At 77.3% G+C, this 19,192-nt stretch carries 18 protein-coding genes; all 18 read left to right on the top strand.

All coding sequences use genetic code 11. The features are described 5' to 3' along the window. Positions 1 to 183 precede the first annotated feature (183 nt). The 18 genes from ACZ6EJ_RS23130 to ACZ6EJ_RS23045 all read left to right on the top strand — a co-directional run bounded on the left by ACZ6EJ_RS23130 (position 184) and on the right by ACZ6EJ_RS23045 (position 19,092). On the top strand, positions 184 to 1,179 hold the full coding sequence (locus tag ACZ6EJ_RS23130; protein WP_469269666.1) for an NAD-dependent epimerase/dehydratase family protein: 996 nt from the start codon (positions 184 to 186) through the stop codon (positions 1,177 to 1,179). 10 nt (positions 1,180 to 1,189) lie between these two features. Further along, the gene (locus ACZ6EJ_RS23125; RefSeq protein ID WP_469269665.1) at positions 1,190 to 2,824 is read left to right on the top strand and encodes a carbamoyltransferase family protein; all 1,635 of its coding nucleotides are present in this window, start codon (positions 1,190 to 1,192) and stop codon (positions 2,822 to 2,824) included. Further along, a complete protein-coding gene (locus ACZ6EJ_RS23120; RefSeq protein WP_469269663.1) occupies positions 2,821 to 3,834 on the top strand; it encodes a glycosyltransferase family 2 protein in 1,014 nt (337 codons plus the stop codon). Before ACZ6EJ_RS23125 ends, ACZ6EJ_RS23120 begins: the two co-directional genes overlap by 4 nt. Further along, positions 3,831 to 4,385: a D-glycero-alpha-D-manno-heptose-1,7-bisphosphate 7-phosphatase gene (locus tag ACZ6EJ_RS23115; RefSeq protein ID WP_469269661.1), complete on the top strand. Its 555-nt coding sequence runs from the start codon at positions 3,831 to 3,833 to the stop codon at positions 4,383 to 4,385. The genes ACZ6EJ_RS23120 and ACZ6EJ_RS23115 overlap by 4 nt, the downstream gene beginning before the upstream one ends. Continuing rightward, positions 4,382 to 5,389 (top strand): glycosyltransferase family 9 protein, encoded by a 1,008-nt coding sequence (locus tag ACZ6EJ_RS23110; RefSeq protein WP_469269660.1) that lies wholly within the window; start codon positions 4,382 to 4,384, stop codon positions 5,387 to 5,389. The genes ACZ6EJ_RS23115 and ACZ6EJ_RS23110 overlap by 4 nt, the downstream gene beginning before the upstream one ends. Further along, on the top strand, positions 5,386 to 6,348 hold the full coding sequence (locus ACZ6EJ_RS23105; protein ID WP_469269658.1) for a glycosyltransferase: 963 nt from the start codon (positions 5,386 to 5,388) through the stop codon (positions 6,346 to 6,348). Before ACZ6EJ_RS23110 ends, ACZ6EJ_RS23105 begins: the two co-directional genes overlap by 4 nt. Further along, positions 6,345 to 7,583: a glycosyltransferase gene (locus tag ACZ6EJ_RS23100; RefSeq protein ID WP_469269657.1), complete on the top strand. Its 1,239-nt coding sequence runs from the start codon at positions 6,345 to 6,347 to the stop codon at positions 7,581 to 7,583. Before ACZ6EJ_RS23105 ends, ACZ6EJ_RS23100 begins: the two co-directional genes overlap by 4 nt. Then, positions 7,580 to 8,209 (top strand): D-sedoheptulose-7-phosphate isomerase, encoded by a 630-nt coding sequence (locus ACZ6EJ_RS23095; protein WP_469269656.1) that lies wholly within the window; start codon positions 7,580 to 7,582, stop codon positions 8,207 to 8,209. Before ACZ6EJ_RS23100 ends, ACZ6EJ_RS23095 begins: the two co-directional genes overlap by 4 nt. Further along, positions 8,206 to 9,669: a D-glycero-beta-D-manno-heptose 1-phosphate adenylyltransferase gene (gene rfaE2, locus ACZ6EJ_RS23090; RefSeq protein WP_469269654.1), complete on the top strand. Its 1,464-nt coding sequence runs from the start codon at positions 8,206 to 8,208 to the stop codon at positions 9,667 to 9,669. Before ACZ6EJ_RS23095 ends, rfaE2 begins: the two co-directional genes overlap by 4 nt. After that, complete coding sequence (locus ACZ6EJ_RS23085) at positions 9,666 to 10,670, top strand: glycosyltransferase family 9 protein (RefSeq protein ID WP_469269653.1); 1,005 nt, start codon at positions 9,666 to 9,668, stop codon at positions 10,668 to 10,670. The genes rfaE2 and ACZ6EJ_RS23085 overlap by 4 nt, the downstream gene beginning before the upstream one ends. A gap of 49 nt (positions 10,671 to 10,719) precedes the next feature. Then, positions 10,720 to 11,604: a glycosyltransferase family 2 protein gene (locus ACZ6EJ_RS23080; protein ID WP_469269684.1), complete on the top strand. Its 885-nt coding sequence runs from the start codon at positions 10,720 to 10,722 to the stop codon at positions 11,602 to 11,604. Continuing rightward, positions 11,601 to 12,497 (top strand): glycosyltransferase family 2 protein, encoded by an 897-nt coding sequence (locus ACZ6EJ_RS23075; protein ID WP_469269652.1) that lies wholly within the window; start codon positions 11,601 to 11,603, stop codon positions 12,495 to 12,497. Before ACZ6EJ_RS23080 ends, ACZ6EJ_RS23075 begins: the two co-directional genes overlap by 4 nt. Positions 12,498 to 12,801: 304 nt before the next feature. Then, a complete protein-coding gene (locus ACZ6EJ_RS23070) occupies positions 12,802 to 13,143 on the top strand; it encodes an ANTAR domain-containing protein (protein WP_469269650.1) in 342 nt (113 codons plus the stop codon). A 345-nt stretch (positions 13,144 to 13,488) separates the two neighbouring features. Continuing rightward, entirely contained in the window at positions 13,489 to 14,223 is a 735-nt protein-coding gene (locus ACZ6EJ_RS23065) for a HemK2/MTQ2 family protein methyltransferase (protein ID WP_469269649.1), read from the top strand. A 13-nt stretch (positions 14,224 to 14,236) separates the two neighbouring features. After that, entirely contained in the window at positions 14,237 to 14,470 is a 234-nt protein-coding gene (locus tag ACZ6EJ_RS23060; protein ID WP_469269647.1) for a CDGSH iron-sulfur domain-containing protein, read from the top strand. After that, positions 14,467 to 15,543: an iron-containing redox enzyme family protein gene (locus ACZ6EJ_RS23055; RefSeq protein WP_469269646.1), complete on the top strand. Its 1,077-nt coding sequence runs from the start codon at positions 14,467 to 14,469 to the stop codon at positions 15,541 to 15,543. Before ACZ6EJ_RS23060 ends, ACZ6EJ_RS23055 begins: the two co-directional genes overlap by 4 nt. Positions 15,544 to 15,790: 247 nt before the next feature. After that, a complete protein-coding gene (locus ACZ6EJ_RS23050) occupies positions 15,791 to 16,597 on the top strand; it encodes a SigB/SigF/SigG family RNA polymerase sigma factor (protein WP_469269644.1) in 807 nt (268 codons plus the stop codon). A gap of 215 nt (positions 16,598 to 16,812) precedes the next feature. Then, positions 16,813 to 19,092 (top strand): catalase, encoded by a 2,280-nt coding sequence (locus ACZ6EJ_RS23045; RefSeq protein WP_469269643.1) that lies wholly within the window; start codon positions 16,813 to 16,815, stop codon positions 19,090 to 19,092. The last annotated feature ends 100 nt before the right edge of the window (positions 19,093 to 19,192 follow it).

Below are 19,192 nucleotides of genomic sequence, written 5' to 3'. Positions count from 1 at the left end.
CAGGCAAGCAGAGTTCGACGTGTGAAACGTACTCGTCCCCGAACTCGGCCGCTCGGCTCGTCGGGACCACGGCGAGCCGCCCGAGCCCCCGCGCCCCGCGCCGGGCCGCCGCCCCACGGGGCCCCGCCTCCGGCGCGCCCGGCGCGACGAGGCATTCCTCCCCCGCGGACGAAAGGCCGTCCTATGTCCTTGCTGACGACACCAGTCCCCTGGCGTCGCGCCGTCGTCACCGGCGGCGCGGGCTTCCTCGGCTCCCACCTGTGCGAACGGCTGCTGGATTCGGGAGTCGAAGTCGACTGCGCCGACAACCTGCTGTCCGGCTCCGAGGACAACATCGCCCATCTGGCGGACCGGCCCGGATTCCGGTTCGTGCGGTGCGACGTGTCCCGCGCGGCGGCGCGGGACCAACTGGACGGCCCCTACGACCTCGTCCTGCACTTCGCCTGCCCGGCCTCGCCCGCCGACTACCTCCGCCACCCGCTGGAGACCATGGACGTCGGCAGCCTCGGCACCCGCAACGCCCTGGCCGTCGCCCGGCGCGACGGCGCGCGCTTCCTGCTCGCCTCCACCTCCGAGGTCTACGGCGACCCCCTCGTCCACCCGCAGCGCGAGGACTACTGGGGCAACGTCAACCCGGTGGGGCCGCGCAGCGTGTACGACGAGTCCAAGCGGTTCGCCGAGGCCCTGGTCACCGCGCACGCGGGGACGTTGAACCTGAACGCGGGCATCGTCCGGATGTTCAACACCTACGGGCCCCGGATGCGGGCCCACGACGGCCGCGCCGTCCCCACGTTCGTCTGCCAGGCGCTCGCCGGGGAACCGCTGACCGTGGCCGGCGACGGCGGCCAGACGCGCTCCCTGTGCTACGTGGACGACACCGTCGACGGCGTCCTGCTCGTGGCGGCCAGCCAGGCGGTCCGACCGGTCAACATCGGCGGCGGCGAGGAGTCCACCGTCCTCGACATCGCCCGCCGGGTCATCGCGCTGACCGGGTCCGCCTCGCCGATCTCCTTCGTCGAGCGCCCCGTGGACGACCCCGAACGGCGCAGGCCCGACACCACGCTCGCCCGCGAACTCCTGGGCTGGGAGCCCAAGGTGGGCTGGGAGGAAGGGCTCAAGCGCACCATCGCCCACTTCGCGGCCCAGCCCGAAACCGCCGGCCCGGCGCCGCAGCTCTGACGGAGGTCCCATGCGCGTCCTCGGTATCAACGCCCTCTTCCACGACCCCGCCGCCGCCCTCGTCGTCGACGGCAGGACCGTCGCGGCCGCGGAGGAGGAGCGCTTCAGCCGCCGCAAGCACGGGAAGCGCCCGGTCCCCTTCTCCGCCTGGGAGCTGCCGGAGCTGAGCGCCCGCTGGTGCCTCGAACAGGCCGGGCTGCGCCCCGCCGACCTCGACGCGGTCGCCTACTCCTACGACCCCGCCCTCGCGGCCCCCGCCGACGTGCTGGGCCTGCACGACCCGTGGGACCACCTGCGCCAGGAGTACGCCCGCCGTGCCCCGGAGTTCCTCGCCGAGGCGCTGCCCGGCCTGGACCCCGGCGCGGTGCGCTTCGTCCCCCACCACGTGGCGCACGCCGCGTCCGCCGGACAGGCGTCCCCCCACCCCGACTGCGCGGTCCTCGTGCTGGACGGCCGGGGCGAGTGCGGCTCGCACCTCGCCGGCCACTACGACGCACGCCGCCTGACCGTGCTGACCTCGCAGAAGCTCCCGGACTCCATGGGCCTGTTCTACGAGGACCTCACCCAGCACCTCGGCTTCCTGCGCAGCAGCGACGAGTTCAAGGTGATGGCCCTCGCCTCCTACGGCGAGCCGCGCTTCGCCGAGCGGCTGCGGGAGTTCGTCCAGGCGGACGGCTCGGGCGGCTTCACGGCCCGGCCCGTGCCGTGGGAGTCGCTCGTGCCCGGCCGGGAGCCCGGCGCCCCCTGGACGCGGGAGCACGCCGACGTCGCCGCGAGCGCCCAGGCGTGCCTGGAGGAGGTCATGCTGGACCTCGCCCGCTGGCTGCACGCCCGTACGGGCCAGGACGTGCTGGCCCTCGCGGGCGGGGTCGCCCTCAACTGCGTGGCCAACACCCGCCTGTACCGCGAGAGCCCCTTCCGCGAGATCTGGGTGCAGCCGGCCGCCGGCGACGCCGGGACGGCCCTCGGCGCGGCCCTGCACGTGGCCGGCGAGGCGGAGCCGGTCGAGGCGATGGGGAGCGCCGCGCTCGGCCGCGGCTGGAGCGACACGGAGCTGCGCGGCTGGCTGGAGCGGGCCGCCGTGCCGTACGAGGAGCCCGAGGACATCGCCGAGACCGTCGCGGAGGAGCTGAGCCGGGACGGCGTGGTCGCCTGGTTCCAGGGGCGCTCCGAATTCGGCCCCCGAGCGCTCGGCCACCGCTCCCTGCTGGCCCATCCGGGGCGCGCGGAGAACCTGGAGCGCCTGAACGCGGTCAAGGGCCGCGAGGAGTTCCGGCCGGTCGCGCCCATGGTGCTCCGGGAGCGGGCGGCCGAGATCTTCGACGGGCCGCTCCCCAGCCCGTACATGCTCTTCGTCCACGAGGTCGCCGAGGCCTGGCGCGCGCGCATCCCGGCGGTCGTGCACGTCGACGGAACCGCGCGCATCCAGACCGTGGACGCCGCCGCCGAACCCCTGGTGGCCCGGATGCTCGACGCGTTCGAACGGCGCACCGGGCTGCCCGTCGTCGTCAACACCAGCCTCAACACGGCGGGGCGCCCCATGGTCGACGACCCCCGCGACGCCCTGGAGTGCTTCGGGTCCGCCCCGGTGGACCTGCTCGCCCTCGGGCCCTTCGCCGTACGGCGCGCCGGGGCGTTCGCATGAGCACGGACGCGAACGCCCCGGCCGCCGGGAGCGCGGAGTACGCCGTGGTCGTCCCCACCATCGGCCGGCCCTGCCTCGCGGACTGCCTGCGGGCGCTGGACGCCTGCTCGGGGCCGCGCCCGGCCGAGGTCGTCGTGGTCGACGACCGGCCGGCTCCGGACGGCCGGCTGCCGCTCCCGCCCGCCTGCGGCCTCCCCGTGCGCGTCCTGGCCACCGGCGGCCGCGGCCCCGCCGCCGCCCGCAACGCGGGCCGGCAGGCCGTGGGCGCGCCCTGGGTGGTCTTCCTCGACGACGACGTCCAGGTGCTGCCCGACTGGGCCGACCGGCTCGCCGCCGACCTCGCCGCGGCCGGCGAGGGCGTCGGGGGAGTGCAGGGGCGGCTCACCGTCCCGCTGCCCGAGGACCGCCGCCCCACCGACTGGGAGCGGGGCACCGCCGGCCTGGAGCGGGCGGCCTGGGCCACCGCCGACATGGCCTACCGCGCGGTCGCGCTGAAGGAGGCGGGAGGCTTCGACGAGAGGTTCCCGCGCGCCTTCCGCGAGGACGCCGACCTCGCGCTGCGGGTGATGGCCGCCGGCTGGTCGCTGCGCCGGGGCGAGCGCGTCACCCGCCACCCCGTCCGCCCGGCCGACCGCTGGGCCTCCCTGCGCGCCCAGCGCGGCAACGCCGACGACGTGCTGATGGACCGCCTGCACGGCCCCGACTGGTGGCAGCGGGCCCGAGCGCCCCGCGGCCGGCTGCCCGGACACCTGGCCACCACCGCCCTGGCCTGCGCCGCGGTCCTCGCGGCGGCGGCCGGCCGCCCCCGCCCGGCTTCGCTCGCCGCCGGGCTGTGGGCCGCCGCCACGGCCGAGTTCGCCTGGGCGCGCATCGCCCCCGGACCCCGTACCGGCGACGAGGTCGCCACCATGGCCGTCACCAGCGTGCTCATCCCGCCCCTCGCGACCTGGCACTGGCTCGCCGGACAGGCCGCGCACCGCGCCCCCGAGCCCTGGGGAGGCCCCCGATGAACCCCCGCCCGCCGTCCTCGCGCCCGGTGTCCGCCGTCCTCTTCGACCGCGACGGCACCCTGGTCGAGGACGTGCCCTACAACGGCGACCCCGACCGGGTCAGGCTCCTGCCCGGCGCACGCGAGGCGGCCGACCTGCTGCGCGCCGAGGGCGTCGCCACCGGGGTCGTCAGCAACCAGTCGGGCATCGGCCGGGGCCTGCTCACCGAGCACGACGTCCTCCGGGTCAACCGGCGGGCCGACGAACTGCTCGGCGCGCTCGGCGCGTGGGTCTTCTGCCCCCACGCCCCCGAGGACGGCTGCCCCTGCCGCAAACCCCGGCCCGGCCTCGTCGTCGAGGCCGCCCGCCGGCTCGGCGTGCCGCCCGAGGAGTGCGTGGTGATCGGGGACATCCGCGCCGACGTCCTCGCGGCCCGCGCCGCCGGGGCCCGCGGCGTCCTCGTCCCCAACGCGGCGACCCTGCGCCGCGAGATCGACGCGGAGCGCTGGACGGCGCCGGACGTCCTGACCGCCGTGCGCGCCGTCCTGGACGCACGCCGGGAGGCCGTATGAAAGCCCTGGTGGTACGCCTGGACAGCTTCGGCGACGTGCTCCTCGCGGGCCCCGCCGTCCGCGCCGTCGCCGCGAGCGCCTCGCACGTGACCCTGCTGTGCTCGCCGCGCGGCGAGGCCGCCGCCCGCCTGCTCCCCGGCGTCGACTCCGTACTGACCTGGGAGGCGCCCTGGGAGGGCGTGAACCCGCCGCCGGTGGCCGAGGCCGGCGTCGAGACCCTGGTCGGGCGCGTCCGCGACGCCGCGTACGACACCGCGCTGATCCTCACCTCCTTCCACCAGAGCCCGCTGCCCACCGCCCTCCTGCTCCGGATGGCGGGGGTGCGCCGTGTCGGGGCCGACAGCACCGACCACCCCGGCGCCCTCCTGGACGTCCGGCACCGGCGGCTGCCCGGCCGCCACGAGGCGGAGGCCGCCCTGGACACCGCCGTGGCCATGGGCTTCGCGCCCCCGCCCGGCGACGACGGCCGGCTGCGGGTGCTGCCCGCCCCCGACACCGTCCCGCTGACCGGCAACGGCCCCTACGTCGTCGTCCATCCGGGCGCGAGCGCCCCGGCGCGGGCCTGGAGCCCCGAGCGGTGCGCCGCCGCCGTCCGGGCCCTCGCGGACGCCGGCCACCGGGTCGTCGTCACCGGCGGGCCGGAGGAGAGCGCCCTCACCCGGCGCGTCAGCGGCGACACGGCCCTGGACCTCGGGGGCCGCACCGACCCGCGCCGGCTGGCCGGGGTCCTGCGCAACGCCGACGTGCTGGTCAGCGGCAACACCGGGCCGGCCCACCTGGCCGCCGCCGTGGGCACCCCGGTGGTCTCCCTCTTCGCCCCGGTGGTCCCGGCCGAACGCTGGGCCCCGTTCGGGGTGCCCGCCGTCGTGCTCGGCGACCAGTTCGCCAAGTGCGCCGACACCCGCGCCCGGCACTGCCCCGTCCCCGGCCACCCCTGCCTGGACGACGTCACCCCCCAGGACGTGGTGCGAGCCGTCCGCAAGCTCATCGAGGAGCAGCCATGAACATCCTCATCTGGCACGTGCACGGCTCCTGGGCCACCGCGTTCGTCCAGGGCCCGCACACCTACCTCGTCCCCGTCACCCCCGACCGGGGCCCGGACGGACTGGGCCGCGCCGCGACCTGGCAGTGGCCGCCGAACGTCCACGAGGTGAGCCCGGACGAACTGCGCCGGCGGGACATCGACCTCATGGTGCTCCAGCGCCCGCACGAGATCGAACTGGCCCACCGCTGGACCGGGCGCCGCCCCGGCGCCGACGTGCCCGCGGTCTACGTCGAGCACAACACCCCGGACGACGCGCCCGTGGGCGCCCGGCACCCGGTGGCCGACCGCGACGACGTCACCCTCGTCCACGTCACCCACTTCAACCGGCTGATGTGGGACAACGGGCGCGCCCCGGCCACCGTCATCGAGCACGGCGTCATCGACCCCGGCCCCCTGTGGACCGGCGAGGAGCAGCGGGTCGCCGTGGTGGTCAACGACCCGGTGCGCCGGGGCCGCACCACCGGCACCGACCTGCTGCCGCACTTCGCCCGCACCGCGCCCCTGGACGTCTTCGGGATGCACACCGAGGGGCTGGCCGACCACCTCGGCCTGCCCCCGGACCGCTGCCGCACGCGCGACCTGCCGCAGGACCGGCTCCACCCGGCCATGGCCCGCTGCCGGGTCTACCTCCACCCGGTGCGCTGGACGTCGCTGGGCCTGTCGCTGCTGGAGGCCATGTTCCTCGGGATGCCCGTCGTGGCCCTGGACACCACCGAGGTGCGCGAGGCGGTGCCCGACGACGCCGGGGTCGTCTCCAACCGCCCGGACGTCCTCGACGACGCGGTACGCGGCTTCCTCGCCGACCCCGGACAGGCGGCGTACGCGGGGGAGCGGGCCAGGGCCGCCGCACAGGCCCGCTTCGGGGTGCAGCGCTTCCTGGACGACTGGGAGCACCTGATGAAAGAGGTGACGCGATGAGCCGCAACCGACCGGCCCCGCCGAAGGTCGCGCTGGTCTCCGAACACGCCAGCCCGCTGGCCGACCTCGGCGGCCCGGACGCGGGCGGCCAGAACGTGTACGTCGCCCAGCTCGCCGGCCATCTGGCCCGGCGCGGCCACGACGTCACCGTCTACACCCGCAGGGACGGGCCCGACCTGCCCGCCGAGGTCGCCATGGCCGGCGGGGCGAAGGTCGTCCATGTGCCCGCCGGGCCGCCCGCCCGCGTGCCCAAGGATGAACTCCTCGCCTTCATGCCGGAGTTCGGCGCCCACCTCGCCCGGCACTGGCGCTCCTCCCCGCCGGACGTGGTCCACGCCCACTTCTGGATGTCCGGCACGGCGGCCCTGGCCGGCGCGCGCGGGCTCGGGGTGCCCGTGGTGCAGACGTACCACGCGCTCGGCACCGTCAAGAAGCGGCACCAGGGCGACGAGGACACCAGCCCGCCCCAGCGCCTGGCGATCGAGGCGGCCATCGGCCGCGCCTGCCGGCGGGTGCTGGCCACCTGCGCGGACGAGGTCGCCGAACTCGTCGCGATGGGGGTGGACCCCGACCGCGTCTCCGTCGTCCCCTGCGGCGTGGACCCGCGCCACTTCGCCCCCGTCCCCGGCGCCGCCCGCGCCGGGGGGCGGCGCCGGCTGCTGGCCGTGGGCCGCCTCGTGCGGCGCAAGGGCTTCGACCGGGCGATCCGCGCCCTGGCCGAGGTGCCCGACGCCGAACTGCTGATCGCGGGCGGCCCGGAGGCGGAGCTGCTGTTCGCCGACCCGGAGGCGGAGCGGCTGGGCAAGGTGGCCGAGGACCACGGGGTCGGCGACCGGGTCACCCTGCTCGGGGCGGTGGCCCACGACCGGATGCCCCGGCTGATGTCGGGGGCGGACCTGGTCCTCTCGCTGCCCGACTACGAACCCTTCGGCATCGTGCCGATCGAGGCCATGGCCTGCCGCACCCCGGTGGTCGCCACCGCCGTGGGCGGGCACCTCGACACCGTCGTCGACGGGGTCACCGGCGCGCTGGTCGCACCCGGCGCCGGGGAGGAGCACCGCCTCGGCGCGGCGATCCGCGCCCTGCTCGACGACCCGGAACGGCTGGCCCGCTACGGCAGGGCGGGCCGCGAACGCGTGCTGGCGCACTACGGCTGGGACCGCGTGGCCGAACAGGTCGCCGGCGTCTACGACGCCGTGCGCGCCACCCCCTCACTCTCGGGAGCAGTCCGATGACCCTCACCCAGCACGTCCGTCACTGCGACGATCTGATGGCGGCGCTCACCGCGTTCCGGGGCCACGGCCCCCTCGTCCACCGCTGGGGCGCCGAGCTCGCCGGCCGCCTCGGCGGCGGGGCGAGGCTCCTCGTCGCGGGCAACGGCGGCAGCGCCGCCCAGGCCCAGCACCTGACGGCCGAACTGGTCGGCCGCTACCGCGACGACCGCCCGCCGTTCTCGGCGCTCGCCCTGCACGCCGACACCTCCTCCACGACCGCGATCGCCAACGACTACGGCGTCCAGGAGGTGTTCGCCCGGCAGACCTGCGCCCACGGCCGCCCCGGCGACGTCCTCATGCTCCTGTCGACCAGCGGCGCCAGCGCCAACCTGCTGACGGCGGCGGCCGAGGCCCGCCGGATCGGCATGACCGTCTGGGCGCTGACCGGCCCCGCCCCCAACCCGCTGGAAGCGGCCTGCGACGAGGCGCTGTGCGTGGCCGCGCCCGTCTCCGCCACCGTCCAGGAGATCCACCTGGTGGCGGTGCACATGCTCTGCGAGGCGTTCGACCAGGTCTGCGAGGAGAACGCCGCGCTCTCCCGGCAGCGCCCCGGCGCGCCGGCGGCCGTCGAGGAGGGCGCGCTGTGACCGGCCCCGCCCCGCTGCTCGTCGTGGGGGACGCCCTCCTGGACCACGACCTGTCCGGCCGGGCCGACCGGCTGGCCCCCGACGCCCCGGTCCCGGTGGTGCACGGGGCCCGCCGCACCACCCGGCCCGGCGGCGCGGCGCTCGCGGCGTACCTCGCGGCCGCCTCCGGGCGCGAGGTCACCCTCGTCACGGCGGTCGGCGACGACGAGGCCGGGCGGACGCTCCGCCGCCTCCTGCGGGACCGGGTCCGCCTCGTCGAACTGCCGCTGACCGGCGGGCTCCCGCGCAAGACGCGCATCCTGGCCCAGGGCGTCCCGGTGCTCAGACTCGACGAGGGCGACGGGCGGGCGGCCGAAGCCACAAAGGAGGCCCTGGCCGCCCTCGACGCGGCGCGGGCGGTCCTGGTCGCCGACTACGGCCGGGGGGCCGCCGACGTCCTGCGCGACGCGCTCCACCGGGCCGCCGCCCGCGTCCCCGTCGTCTGGGACCCGCACCCGCGGGGCGGGCCGCCGGTGCGGGGGGTCAGGCTCGCCACCCCCTCGGCCGCCGAGGCCCGCGCCCTCGCCGAGGGCGCCCGCGGCGACGGCCCGCCCCGCTCCGGGGCGGAGGGACCCGGAGAGCGGGCCCCCTGGGCGTGCTCCGCCGCCGACGCCCGAACCCTGATCCACGCCTGGGGCGTCACCTCCGTCGCGGTCACCCTGGGGGGATCGGGCGCGCTGCTCTCCCACGGGGACGACCCCCTGCTGGTCTCCGCCCCCCGGTCGGTCGCCGGCGACGCCTGCGGCGCGGGCGACTGCTTCGCCGCGAGCGCCGCCGGGCTGCTGGCCGACGGCGCCCTGCCGGAGGCGGCCGTGCGGGGCGCGGTGCGCGCCGCCACCCGGTACGTCGCGGACGGCGGTGCGGCGGCCCTGCGCGCCGACGCGCCGCCGCAAGCCCGCCCGGACGGCCCCGCCGACCCGCGGACCCCCGCCGACCCGGTCCGCCTGGCCGCGCGCGTGCGCGCCGAGGGCGGCACCGTCGTGGCGGCCGGCGGCTGCTTCGACCTGCTGCACGCGGGCCACGTGGCCCTCCTCCAGGCCGCCCGCCGCATCGGCGACTGCCTCATCGTCTGCGTCAACTCCGACGACTCCGTACGGCGCCGCAAGGGCGAGACCAGGCCCCTGGTGCCCGCCGCCGACCGGGTCAGGGTGCTGATGGCCCTCGGCTGCGTCGACGCGGTCGCCGTCTTCGACGAGGACACCCCCGAACGTTTGCTGGCGGAGGTGCGCCCGCACGTCTGGGCCAAGGGCGGCGACTACGCGCTCGCCCGGCTCCCCGAAGCCTCGCTGGTGCGGAGCTGGGGCGGGGAGGTCGTCCTGCTGCCCTACCTCGACGGCCGCTCCACCACCGCCCTCGCCGCACGGGCGGCCCTCGACCCGCCCGGACCGGCCGCCGGCCGCTCCCGCGCCGCGCGGAGGTGACCGCCGTGCCCGCCCCCGGCCCCGCGCCCCGGCTCCTGGTCCTGCGCGCCCTGGGCCTGGGCGACCTCCTCGCCGGGGTGCCCGCCCTGCGCGGACTGCGCCGCGCCTTCCCCGGCCACGAGATCGTCCTCGCCCTGCCCCCCTCGCTGCGGGACGCCGCGCTGGCCACGGGGGCCGTCGACACCGTCCTGCCCGCCCGGGCCGCCGGGCGGGGCGTGCCCGTGCTCACCGGCTGGCGCGGGGCCCCGCCGGACGTCGCCGTCGACCTGCACGGCAACGGGCCCGAGAGCCACGCCGCGCTCGCCGCCCTCGAACCGCGCCGGATCATCTCGTACGCGCACCCCGCCCCGACCGCCGCCGAGCCGCCCGTCTGGCGGCGCGAGGACCACGAGCGCCGGCGCTGGTGCCGCCTCCTGGCGGCGTACGGCATCGCCGCGGACCCCGCCGACGTCGCCCTGCCGCCCCCGGCCGCCCCCTCCCCGGCCCCCGGCGCGGTGGTCGTCCACCCCGGCGCCGAAGCCGCCGCCCGGCGCTGGCCGGCCCCCCGCCACGCCGCCGTCGCCCGGCGGCTGCGGGCGGCCGGCTGCCGGGTCGTGGTCACCGGCGGCCCCGGCGAGGAGCGGCTGACCGGCGCCGTGGCGGAGGCGGCCGGGCTCGGGCCCGAGGACGTCCTGTCCGGCGGACTGCCCTTCGCCGAGCTGTCCGCCCTCGTGGCCGGGGCCGCCTGCCTCCTGAGCGGGGACACCGGCCCGGCCCACCTCGCCGTCGCCCACGGGACCCGCTCGGTCACCCTCTTCGGACCGGTCGCGCCGCACCTGTGGGGGCCGCCGCCGGACGCCCGGCACACCGCCCTGTGGCGACCCGGCCCGCCCGGCGACCCGCACGGACCGGTCCCCGACCCGTCGCTGCTGCGCATCGGGGCCGACGAGGTGGCGGCCCACGTACTCGCGCACGCCCGCGCGAGCGCCCGCCGCCCCGCGGAGGCGAGCGGGCGTGGCTGAGCGCGCGGCGCCGAGGGCGCCGGGGCCCGACGACCGGACCACCGTCGCCATGATCACCAAGGACCGGCCCGACAGCGCGCTGCGCACCCTGGACCGGCTCGCCCGCCTGCCCGAGCGGCCGCCGGTCGTGGTCGTCGACAACGGCGCGGACCGGGCGGCGACCGCCGCCCTGCGCGCCCACCCGGTCGGCGCGACCGTCCTCGTGCCCGGCCGCAACACCGGCGCGCTGGGCCGCAACCTGGCGGTGCGCGAGGCGCGGACCCCGTACGTCGCCTTCAGCGACGACGACTCCTGGTGGCGGCCCGGAGCGCTGCGGCGCGCCGCCGACCTCCTCGACGCGCACCCGCGCCTCGGGCTGCTGGCCGCCCGCAGCCTGGTCGGCCCCCAGGAGCGGGACGACCCGGTCAACGCCCTGCTGGCCCGCTCGCCGCTGCCCCCGGAGCCAGGGCTTCCGGGCCGGCCCGTCCTCGGCTTCCTCGGCTGCGCCTGCGTCGTCCGCAGACGGGCCCATCTGGACGTCGGCGGCTACCACCCGCTGCTGTTCTTCGGGGCCGAGGAGACCCTGCTGGCCTACGATCTCGCGGCCGCCGGGTGGGGGGTGGCCTACGACCCCTCCGTGACCGCCCACCACCACCCGGACCCCGCCGACCGGCCGGGCCGCACGGCGCTGCTGCGCCGCAACGCCCTCCTGACCGACTGGCTCCGCCGGCCGGTGGGCGTGGCGCTCGGGCACACCGCGACCCTGGCGGCGGCGGCCGTGCGGGGCGAGCCCCAGGCCGCGGCGGCGCTGCGCGGAGCCCTCGTCAGACTGCCCGCCGCCCTGCGGCAGCGCCGCCCGCTGCCCCCGCGCGTCGAACGGTCGGTGCGCCTGCTGCGACACCACGCACCGGCGGGGGACGCCGAGGAGGAAGCCGTGCGGAAGGAGAGCGTGTGAACGACCCCCGCACCACCGTCGTGGTGATCACCCACAACCGCCGCCCCGAACTGCTGCGCACCCTGCGGCTCCTGCGCGACCTGCCCGAGAGGCCCCCGGTGATCGTCACCGACAACGGCTCCCTCGACGGCACCGCCGAGGCCGTGGCCCGCCTCTTCCCCGAGGCCACCCTGCTCAGACCCGGCCGGAACCTGGGCGCGGTCGGCCGCAATCTGGCCGTCGAGCGGGTGCGGACGCCGTACGTGGCCTTCTGCGACGACGACACCTGGTGGGAGCCGGGGTCCCTGCGGCGCGCCGCAGACCTCCTCGACCCGCGACCGCTGCTGGCGGCGGTCACCGCCCGCATCGTCGTCGAGCCGTCGGGGGAGGAGGACCCGGTCGTCGCCGAGCTGCGCGACTCGCCGCTGGAGGGACCCGCCTGGCTGCCGGGGCCCGCCCTCGGATCGTTCCTGGCGGCGGCGACCGTCATGCGCACGGACGCCTTCCGGGCGGCCGGGGGCTTCCACCCCGGACTCTGGCTGGGCGGCGAGGAGGAGCTGCTGGCCACCGACCTGCTGCGGCAGGGATGGTGGCTGAGTTACGCGCCCGAGCTGCTGATCCACCACGCGGCCTCCGCGGTCCGCGACAGCACCGCGCGGCGCACCCTGGGCCTGCGCAACACGCTCTGGTTCACCTGGCTGCGCCGCCCCTGGGCCCCGGCCCTGCGCCGGACCGCCCACCTGCTGCGCACCGTCCCCAGGGACAAGGCGTCGGCCAGGGCCTTCGGGCAGGCGGCCGCGGGGCTGCCGTGGGTGCTGCGCCAGCGGGAGCCGGTGCCGCGCGCCCTCGAAGCCCGGCTGCGCCTGCTGGAGAGGGCCCGGCGCACCTCGACCGCGCGCCGGTACGTGGGCTGAGCACCGCACCCCGGCGGCCGCGTGTTGCGGTCGACGCGCCCCGCCGCGTTGCCTAGGCTCCGTGCCGGGGGAGGGCGCGCGGTGCGCGCGCTCCCCCCGGTCGCGCCAGGACCCGTCGCCGGCCGGCGGGCCGCCCCGGCGCGGCCCGCCGGGGCCCTTCCCTCCCCGGACCCGACCCAGACCCCGACCCAGTCCCCGCCCCCGACCCGGCCCCCGCGCACGGACGGGAGCCGGCCGCGCGGCGGTGGTTCCTGACGCGACGCACACGCGCACACCGCGCGGACGGGGAGACAGGGAGACCCAGATGCCAGCAGGACCCGGCCGGGACCGCGACGGGCCGGCCGCGCCGACCCGCACCCCGCCCCGGCCGGCCGACGACGTCGCGGCGCTCCTGGGCGAACTGGAGGGGCTGCGCGCCGCGCTCAGCACCCGGCCGGTCATCGACATCGCCCGCGGCATCCTCATCGCCACCACGCCCTGCACCAGCCGGCAGGCCTGGCAGATCCTCGTCACCGCCTCCCAGGACGGCAATCTCAAACTGCGCGACATCGCCCGCCAGCTCGTCGCGAGCTTCCACGGCGTCCCCCTGCCCCCGGCCACCCGGCGCGCCCTGCACGCCGCCGTGCGGCGCGCCCGGACCCGGTGACCCGGCCGCCTCCCACCGGCCCCACCAGGAACGGATGTTTACTCGCGCGCTTCCGGGTCACTCCAGACATACGACGTTTCGGCCGATCCGGATGGCCGAGTCTCGGCCATCCGGATCGTGGCCGCCGACGAGGAGACAGGAACCGCCCACCCGTGGAACTCGCCCCGACCGCACGGGCAGCCGCCGTGCGCGCCCGGGGCCGGCTCCCGCGGGCCGAGCTTCGCGGAGCCCGCGAACCGATCGAGGAGCCGAACGGAACAGTGCTCGACGACGAAGGACTCAGCGCGGAAGGACGACGCCGACCGGCCGCGGCGCGGGCGCAGCAGCGGTGGAGAGGATGCCCCCGTGCCGGCCGTTGACGACCCGAGGGGCGGGGTCCGCGACGGCGGGGGCGCCGCGCTGACCCCGCACCCCTCCGCCGACGGCGTCGGCAGGGTGCTGCGGCTCCCCGGCGTCTACCGCCCCCAGGAGGACACCCTGCTGCTGGCCGCCGCCATGCGCCGCGAGGGCCTCGGCGCGGGGATGGAGGTGCTGGACCTGTGCACCGGGAGCGGCGCCCTGGCCCTGCACGCCGCCCGGCTGGGCGCGCGGGTCACGGCCGTGGACATCGGCCGCCGGGCGGTCGCCTCCGTACGGCTGAACAGCGCGCTCGCCCGGCTGCCCGTCGAGGTCCGGCGCGGCGACCTGTTCTCCGTCCTGCCCGGCCGGTCCTTCGACGCGCTCATCAGCAACCCGCCCTACGTGCCCGCCCCCAGCGCGTCCGTACCGCGCCGCGGCGCGGAACGGGCCTGGGACGCCGGGCTCGACGGCCGGGTGCTCCTCGACCGGATCTGCGACGGCGCGTCCACCGCGCTGCGCCCCGGCGGGATGCTGCTCCTCGTCCAGTCGGCGCTGAGCCGCCCCGAGAAGACCCTCGGCCGGCTGGCGGCCGCGGGGCTCGACCCCGTGGTGATCGACCGGGCGCACATCCCGTTCGGCCCCGTCACCCGTGCCCGCAGCTCGTGGCTGCGGGCACGGGGGCTGCTGCCGGCCCATCTCGACAAGGAAGAGCTGGTGGTGATCCGTGCGCGCAAGGGATGAGAAGCCACGCCGGGTGGCGGTGGACCGCGACGGGCCCGTCCTGGTGGAGGGCCCCGTCGAAGTGGTGGGCGCCGACGGCGTCCCCGTGCGGTCCGACCGCGTCGTCGTGGCGATCTGCACCTGCCGCCGCAGCCGGACCCACCCCTGGTGCGACACCAGCCACCGCCGCCGCAAGCCCGCCGGGCCGCCCGACGCCGCCCCCGGCGAACAGCGCGACCCGCGACGGGACGAGGAGAACCGAACGTGACCAGTCCAGCCACCACCGCCCGCCGGGACCCCGCGGCCCCGACCGCCCGCGGCCCCCTGTCCGCCGGCGTCCTCGACGCCTTGGCCGGCCGCGGGGCGCGGCTGCCCGACGAGGCGGCGATCCGTCGGGCCGACCCGTACGGCGACGACCTCCAGCTCCTGCTCTACGCCCTGTACGAGCTCCACTACCGGGGCTTCGACGGGGTGGACGAGCGCCTGGAGTGGGACCCCGAGCTGCTGCGGGTGCGCGCCGCCGCCGAGGACGTCTTCCTGGACGCCCTGCGGCGGGACGGCGGCTCCGGCGGGGACGACGTGGCGGAGGCGGTGGACGCCCTGCTGCTGGAGCCGGTCGGGGACGACGGGCACAGCGTCAGCCACCACCTGCGCCGGGAGGCCCAGTGGTGGCAGTTGCGGGAGTACGCCGCCCTGCGCTCGCTCTACCACCTGAAGGAGGCCGACCCCCACCTGTGGGTGGTGCCCCGGCTGCGCGGCCGGGCCAAGGCGGGGATGGTCGCCGTGGAGTTCGACGAGTTCGGGGCGGGGCGGGCCGAGGACGTGCACGCCCAGTTGTTCGCCGAGCTGATGGCCGACCTCGGCCTCGACCCGGAGTACGGCCGCTACCTCGACGCCGCGCCCGCCCAGGCGCTGGCCGTCGTCAACATGATGTCCCTGTTCGGACTCCACCGGCGGCTGCGCGGTGCGCTGGTCGGCCACTTCGCCGCCGTGGAGATCACCTCGTCGCCGGGGTCCAGGCGGCTGGCCGAGGCGCTGCGCCGCGCGGGCGCCGGCCCCGCCGCCCAGCGGTTCTACGACGAGCACGTGGAGGCCGACGCCGTCCACGAGCAGATCGTCCGCCGCGAGGTGATCGGCGGGCTGCTGGAGGACGAGCCCCGCCTCGCGGCGGACGTCGTGCTGGGCATCGAGGCGACCGAGCACCTCGAAGGACGCCTCGCCGCCCACCTGCTCGCGGCATGGCGCGAGGGCCGCACCGCGCTCCGCGCACCGCTGGCGGCGGACGGCGGACCGGGCCCGGTCCCGGCGGGCGCGGGCGCGCCGACCGCACGGCGCGCCTGACCGCCGCCCGACACCTCGGCCGGCTCCTCCTCCCCGGCCGGTCCGCGGCGGAGCCGGTCGGGTGAACGCCGCGCGCGACGGTTTTCACGGGCCGCCGCGCGTGGCAAGGCCACTGGGTGCTTCGGAGGTGAGGCACGTCCCGGCGACGGATGCCGCACGGGCCGGGCTCGCCGCTGCACGGCGCGCACCCCGCCGCACCATCCTCCCGGGCGTCAGCCAGCCCGTTCGGTGAGGAGTTGAGCACCCCATGGCCGTCGAGAGCCGGTACGCCGACGACCCCGACTCGGCGGCGGACTTCCGCCGCCTCGCCGAGATGCCCGAGGGGCCCGAGCGGCAGCACCTGCGCGGGCAGATCATCTGCGCCTGGCTCCCGATGGCCCACCGGCTGGCAGGCCGCTACCGCAACCGGGGCGAGACGCTGGAGGACCTGCGCCAGGTTGCGGCGATCGGCCTGGTGAACGCGGTGGACCGCTACGACCCCGCCATGGGCCGCGCCTTCGCCCCCTTCGCCGTGCCCACCATCACCGGCGAGATCAAACGGCACTTCCGGGACCGCATGTGGTCGGTGCACGTGCCCCGCCGCGTCCAGAACCTCCGCAACGCGGTGCGCCTGGCCGGGGCCGAGCTGGCCGCCGCGGGCGCCACCCCGTCCCCGGCCCGGATCGCCGAGCACACCGGGCTGACGGAGGAGGAGGTGCGCCAGGGGAGCGAGGCGCTGCACGGCTTCAGCGCCCTGTCCATCGACGCCGAGGCCTCGGTGGCCGGCGGCGAACTGCTCCTCGGGGACAGCCTGGGCGTGATGGACGAGGCGTACGACCTGGTCCTGGACCGCGAGGCGGCGAGGCCCGGCATCCGCCGCCTCGCGGAGCGTGAGAAACGGGTGCTCTACCTGCGGTTCTTCGCCGGGATGACCCAGAGCGCCATCGCGGCCGAGCTGGGCGTCTCCCAGATGCACGTCTCCCGCCTGATCGCCGAGTCCTGCCGCCGCATCCGGGAGAACGCCGCGCGCGAGACCGCCGTACGCAGACCGTCGAGACCCGCGCACCCGGTCTGAACGGGCCGTCACCCGCCCGGCCGCCCCCTGTGCGCGTGGCGGGCCGGGGCGCGGTGTGTGAAGCCGGTCGCGCCGGGTACCCGGCGAGCCGTGCCTCTCCCCGCTCCCGCCGACCTCGGGAGGGTGCGCCGCCGGCAGTGGCGACGCACCGCACGGCGGGGAGGCGACGGACCCACCCCGTCAACGGCATCGCCCGCCTCACGTACGGAGCTGTCATGAGCGACAAGAATCCCCTGAAGGCCGCCGCCGAGAAGGCCGCCGACGTCCTGGGGGGCCCGTCCTCCCCCGAGGAGGGGATCCCCGGAAAGCCCGGTTCCCGGACGCCCCCGGTCGACGAACCCACCCGGCCGAGGGACCCGCTCCCGGCCAAGCCGGACCAGAGCGCCCCGGCCCCGCAGAGCCCCACCGGCGTCGACACCGGCGCCGACCCCGCCGACCGCTCCCAGGCCGGCGCGTACCTGACCACGGCGCAGGGCGCGCGGCTGTACGACACCGACCACTCGCTCAAGGCCGGCGCCCGCGGCCCGGTCCTGCTCCAGGACCACCACCTGCGGGAGAAGATCACCCACTTCGACCACGAGCGCATCCCGGAGCGCGTGGTGCACGCGCGCGGCGCGGCCGCCCACGGGGTGTTCCAGGGGTACGGCACCGCGTCGGCGGTCTCCAAGGCGGCGTTCCTCGCCAAGGACGTCGAGACGCCGGTCTTCACGCGGTTCTCCACCGTGCTCGGCTCGCGCGGCTCCGCGGACACGGTCCGCGACACCCGCGGCTTCGCCACGAAGTTCTACACCGCGGAGGGCGTCTTCGACCTCGTCGGCAACAACATCCCGGTCTTCTTCATCCAGGACGCGATCAAGTTCCCCGACGTCATCCACGCCGGCAAGCCCCACCCCGACCGGGAGATCCCGCAGGCGCAGAGCGCCCACGACACGTTCTGGGACTTCGTCACCCTGCACACCGAAGCCGCCCACCACACCCTGTGGAACATGTCCGACCGCGGCATCCCGCGCTCGTACCGGACCATGGAGGGCTTCGGCGTCCACACCTTCCGGCTGGTGAACGAGGCGGGCGAGACCACGCTGGCGAAGTTCCACTGGAAGCCCCGGCTCGGCGTCCACTCCCTGCTGTGGGAGGAGGCGCAGATCATCAACGGCGTGGACCCCGACTTCCACCGCCGCGACCTCGCCGACGCCATCGAGGCGGGCGCCTTCCCGCAGTGGGAGCTGGGCATCCAGACGTTCCCCGACACCCCCGACCAGACGTTCGAGGGCATCGACCTGCTGGACCCGACGAAGATCGTGCCGGAGGAGCTGGCCCCGGTGCAGCCGGTCGGCCTGCTCACGCTGAACGCGAACCCGACGAACTTCTTCGCCGAGACCGAGCAGGTCGCCTTCCACGTCGGCCACCTCGTGCCCGGCATCGACGTCACCGACGACCCGCTGCTCGCGGGCCGCCTCTTCTCGTACCTGGACACCCAGATCTCCCGGCTCGGCGGCCCCAACTTCGCCCAGTTGCCGATCAACCGGCCGCACGCCCCGGTCAACGACATGCTCCGGGACGGGATGCACCAGACGGCGGTCCACCGGGGCGTCGCCCCCTACCGCCCCAACTCGCTCGACGGCGGCTGCCCGTTCCTGGCCGGCGCGGACACGGGCGCGTTCGTCGAGACCCCGGTGACCGTGCCCGAGGCGAGCAAGGTGCGCCAGGCCCCGGCCTCGTTCGCCGACCACTTCTCCCAGCCCCGGCTGTTCTGGCTGAGCATGACGCCGGTGGAGCAGGAGCACATCATCGCCGCGTACACCTTCGAGCTGAGCAAGTGCTACGAGCAGGCGATCAAGGAACGGGCCCTCCAGGTGCTCGCCAACATCGACCCCACGCTCTGCTCGGAGGTGGCCGCCGGCCTCGGCCTGCCCGCCCCGCGCCCCACCGTCGAGCTCGCCTCGCCGCCGCCCAGCCCCGCCCTGTCGCAGCTCGGCCGGACCTGGCCGGCGGACGGCCGGATCGTCGGCATCGTGACCGACGCCGCAGGCGACCTCGCCGGCGTCCGCTCGGTCCGCGAGGCGGTGCTGGCGGCCGGGATGGTCCCGCTGGTCGTCGCCCCGGTGGGCGGGGTGCTCGACCCGGGCGGCGACCCCGTCACCGTCCAGCGCACCTTCGCCAACGCGCGCTCCGTCGAGTTCGACGCGCTGGTGCTGGCCGGCGCCCCCGGCCGCGGCGACGACGCGTACGGGGCGCGGGACGCCAAGGCCGGCGGGCCGGCCGCCGCGAACGCGGCGGCGACCGACCCGCGGGTCCTGCTGCTGCTCTCCGAGGCGTTCCGCCACGGGAAGGCGATCGGCGGCTGGGGCGAGGTCGCCCCGGTCCTGGACGCCGCTGGAGCCGCGGCCACCCAGCCGGGCGTGGTGATCGGCGCCGAACCCGGCGCGGTCATCGACCAGATCACCGAGCTGCTCGGCGCGCACCGGGTCTGGGACCGCTTCCCGCCCGCGATCTGACGGCAGTCGGGGGGGGGGGGGGGGGGGGGGGGGGGGGGGGGGGGGGGGGGGGGGGGGGGGGGGGGGGGGGGGGGGGGGGGGGGGGGGGGGGGGGGGGGGG

The sequence above is a fragment of the Streptomyces sp. NPDC041970 genome (genome assembly GCF_055588985.1).
This window is presented reverse-complemented; position numbering and strand designations above follow the sequence as displayed.

What these genes read in the sequence shown, in the direction of transcription:
- ACZ6EJ_RS23130 (WP_469269666.1), top strand. Translation starts at nt 184, where the DNA reads ATGTCCTTGCTGACGACACCAGTCCCCTGGCGTCGCGCCGTCGTCACC.
- ACZ6EJ_RS23125 (WP_469269665.1), top strand. Translation starts at nt 1,190, where the DNA reads ATGCGCGTCCTCGGTATCAACGCCCTCTTCCACGACCCCGCCGCCGCC.
- ACZ6EJ_RS23120 (WP_469269663.1), top strand. Translation starts at nt 2,821, where the DNA reads ATGAGCACGGACGCGAACGCCCCGGCCGCCGGGAGCGCGGAGTACGCC.
- ACZ6EJ_RS23115 (WP_469269661.1), top strand. Translation starts at nt 3,831, where the DNA reads ATGAACCCCCGCCCGCCGTCCTCGCGCCCGGTGTCCGCCGTCCTCTTC.
- ACZ6EJ_RS23110 (WP_469269660.1), top strand. Translation starts at nt 4,382, where the DNA reads ATGAAAGCCCTGGTGGTACGCCTGGACAGCTTCGGCGACGTGCTCCTC.
- ACZ6EJ_RS23105 (WP_469269658.1), top strand. Translation starts at nt 5,386, where the DNA reads ATGAACATCCTCATCTGGCACGTGCACGGCTCCTGGGCCACCGCGTTC.
- ACZ6EJ_RS23100 (WP_469269657.1), top strand. Translation starts at nt 6,345, where the DNA reads ATGAGCCGCAACCGACCGGCCCCGCCGAAGGTCGCGCTGGTCTCCGAA.
- ACZ6EJ_RS23095 (WP_469269656.1), top strand. Translation starts at nt 7,580, where the DNA reads ATGACCCTCACCCAGCACGTCCGTCACTGCGACGATCTGATGGCGGCG.
- ACZ6EJ_RS23080 (WP_469269684.1), top strand. Translation starts at nt 10,720, where the DNA reads ATGATCACCAAGGACCGGCCCGACAGCGCGCTGCGCACCCTGGACCGG.
- ACZ6EJ_RS23070 (WP_469269650.1), top strand. Translation starts at nt 12,802, where the DNA reads ATGCCAGCAGGACCCGGCCGGGACCGCGACGGGCCGGCCGCGCCGACC.
- ACZ6EJ_RS23050 (WP_469269644.1), top strand. Translation starts at nt 15,791, where the DNA reads ATGGCCGTCGAGAGCCGGTACGCCGACGACCCCGACTCGGCGGCGGAC.
- ACZ6EJ_RS23045 (WP_469269643.1), top strand. Translation starts at nt 16,813, where the DNA reads ATGAGCGACAAGAATCCCCTGAAGGCCGCCGCCGAGAAGGCCGCCGAC.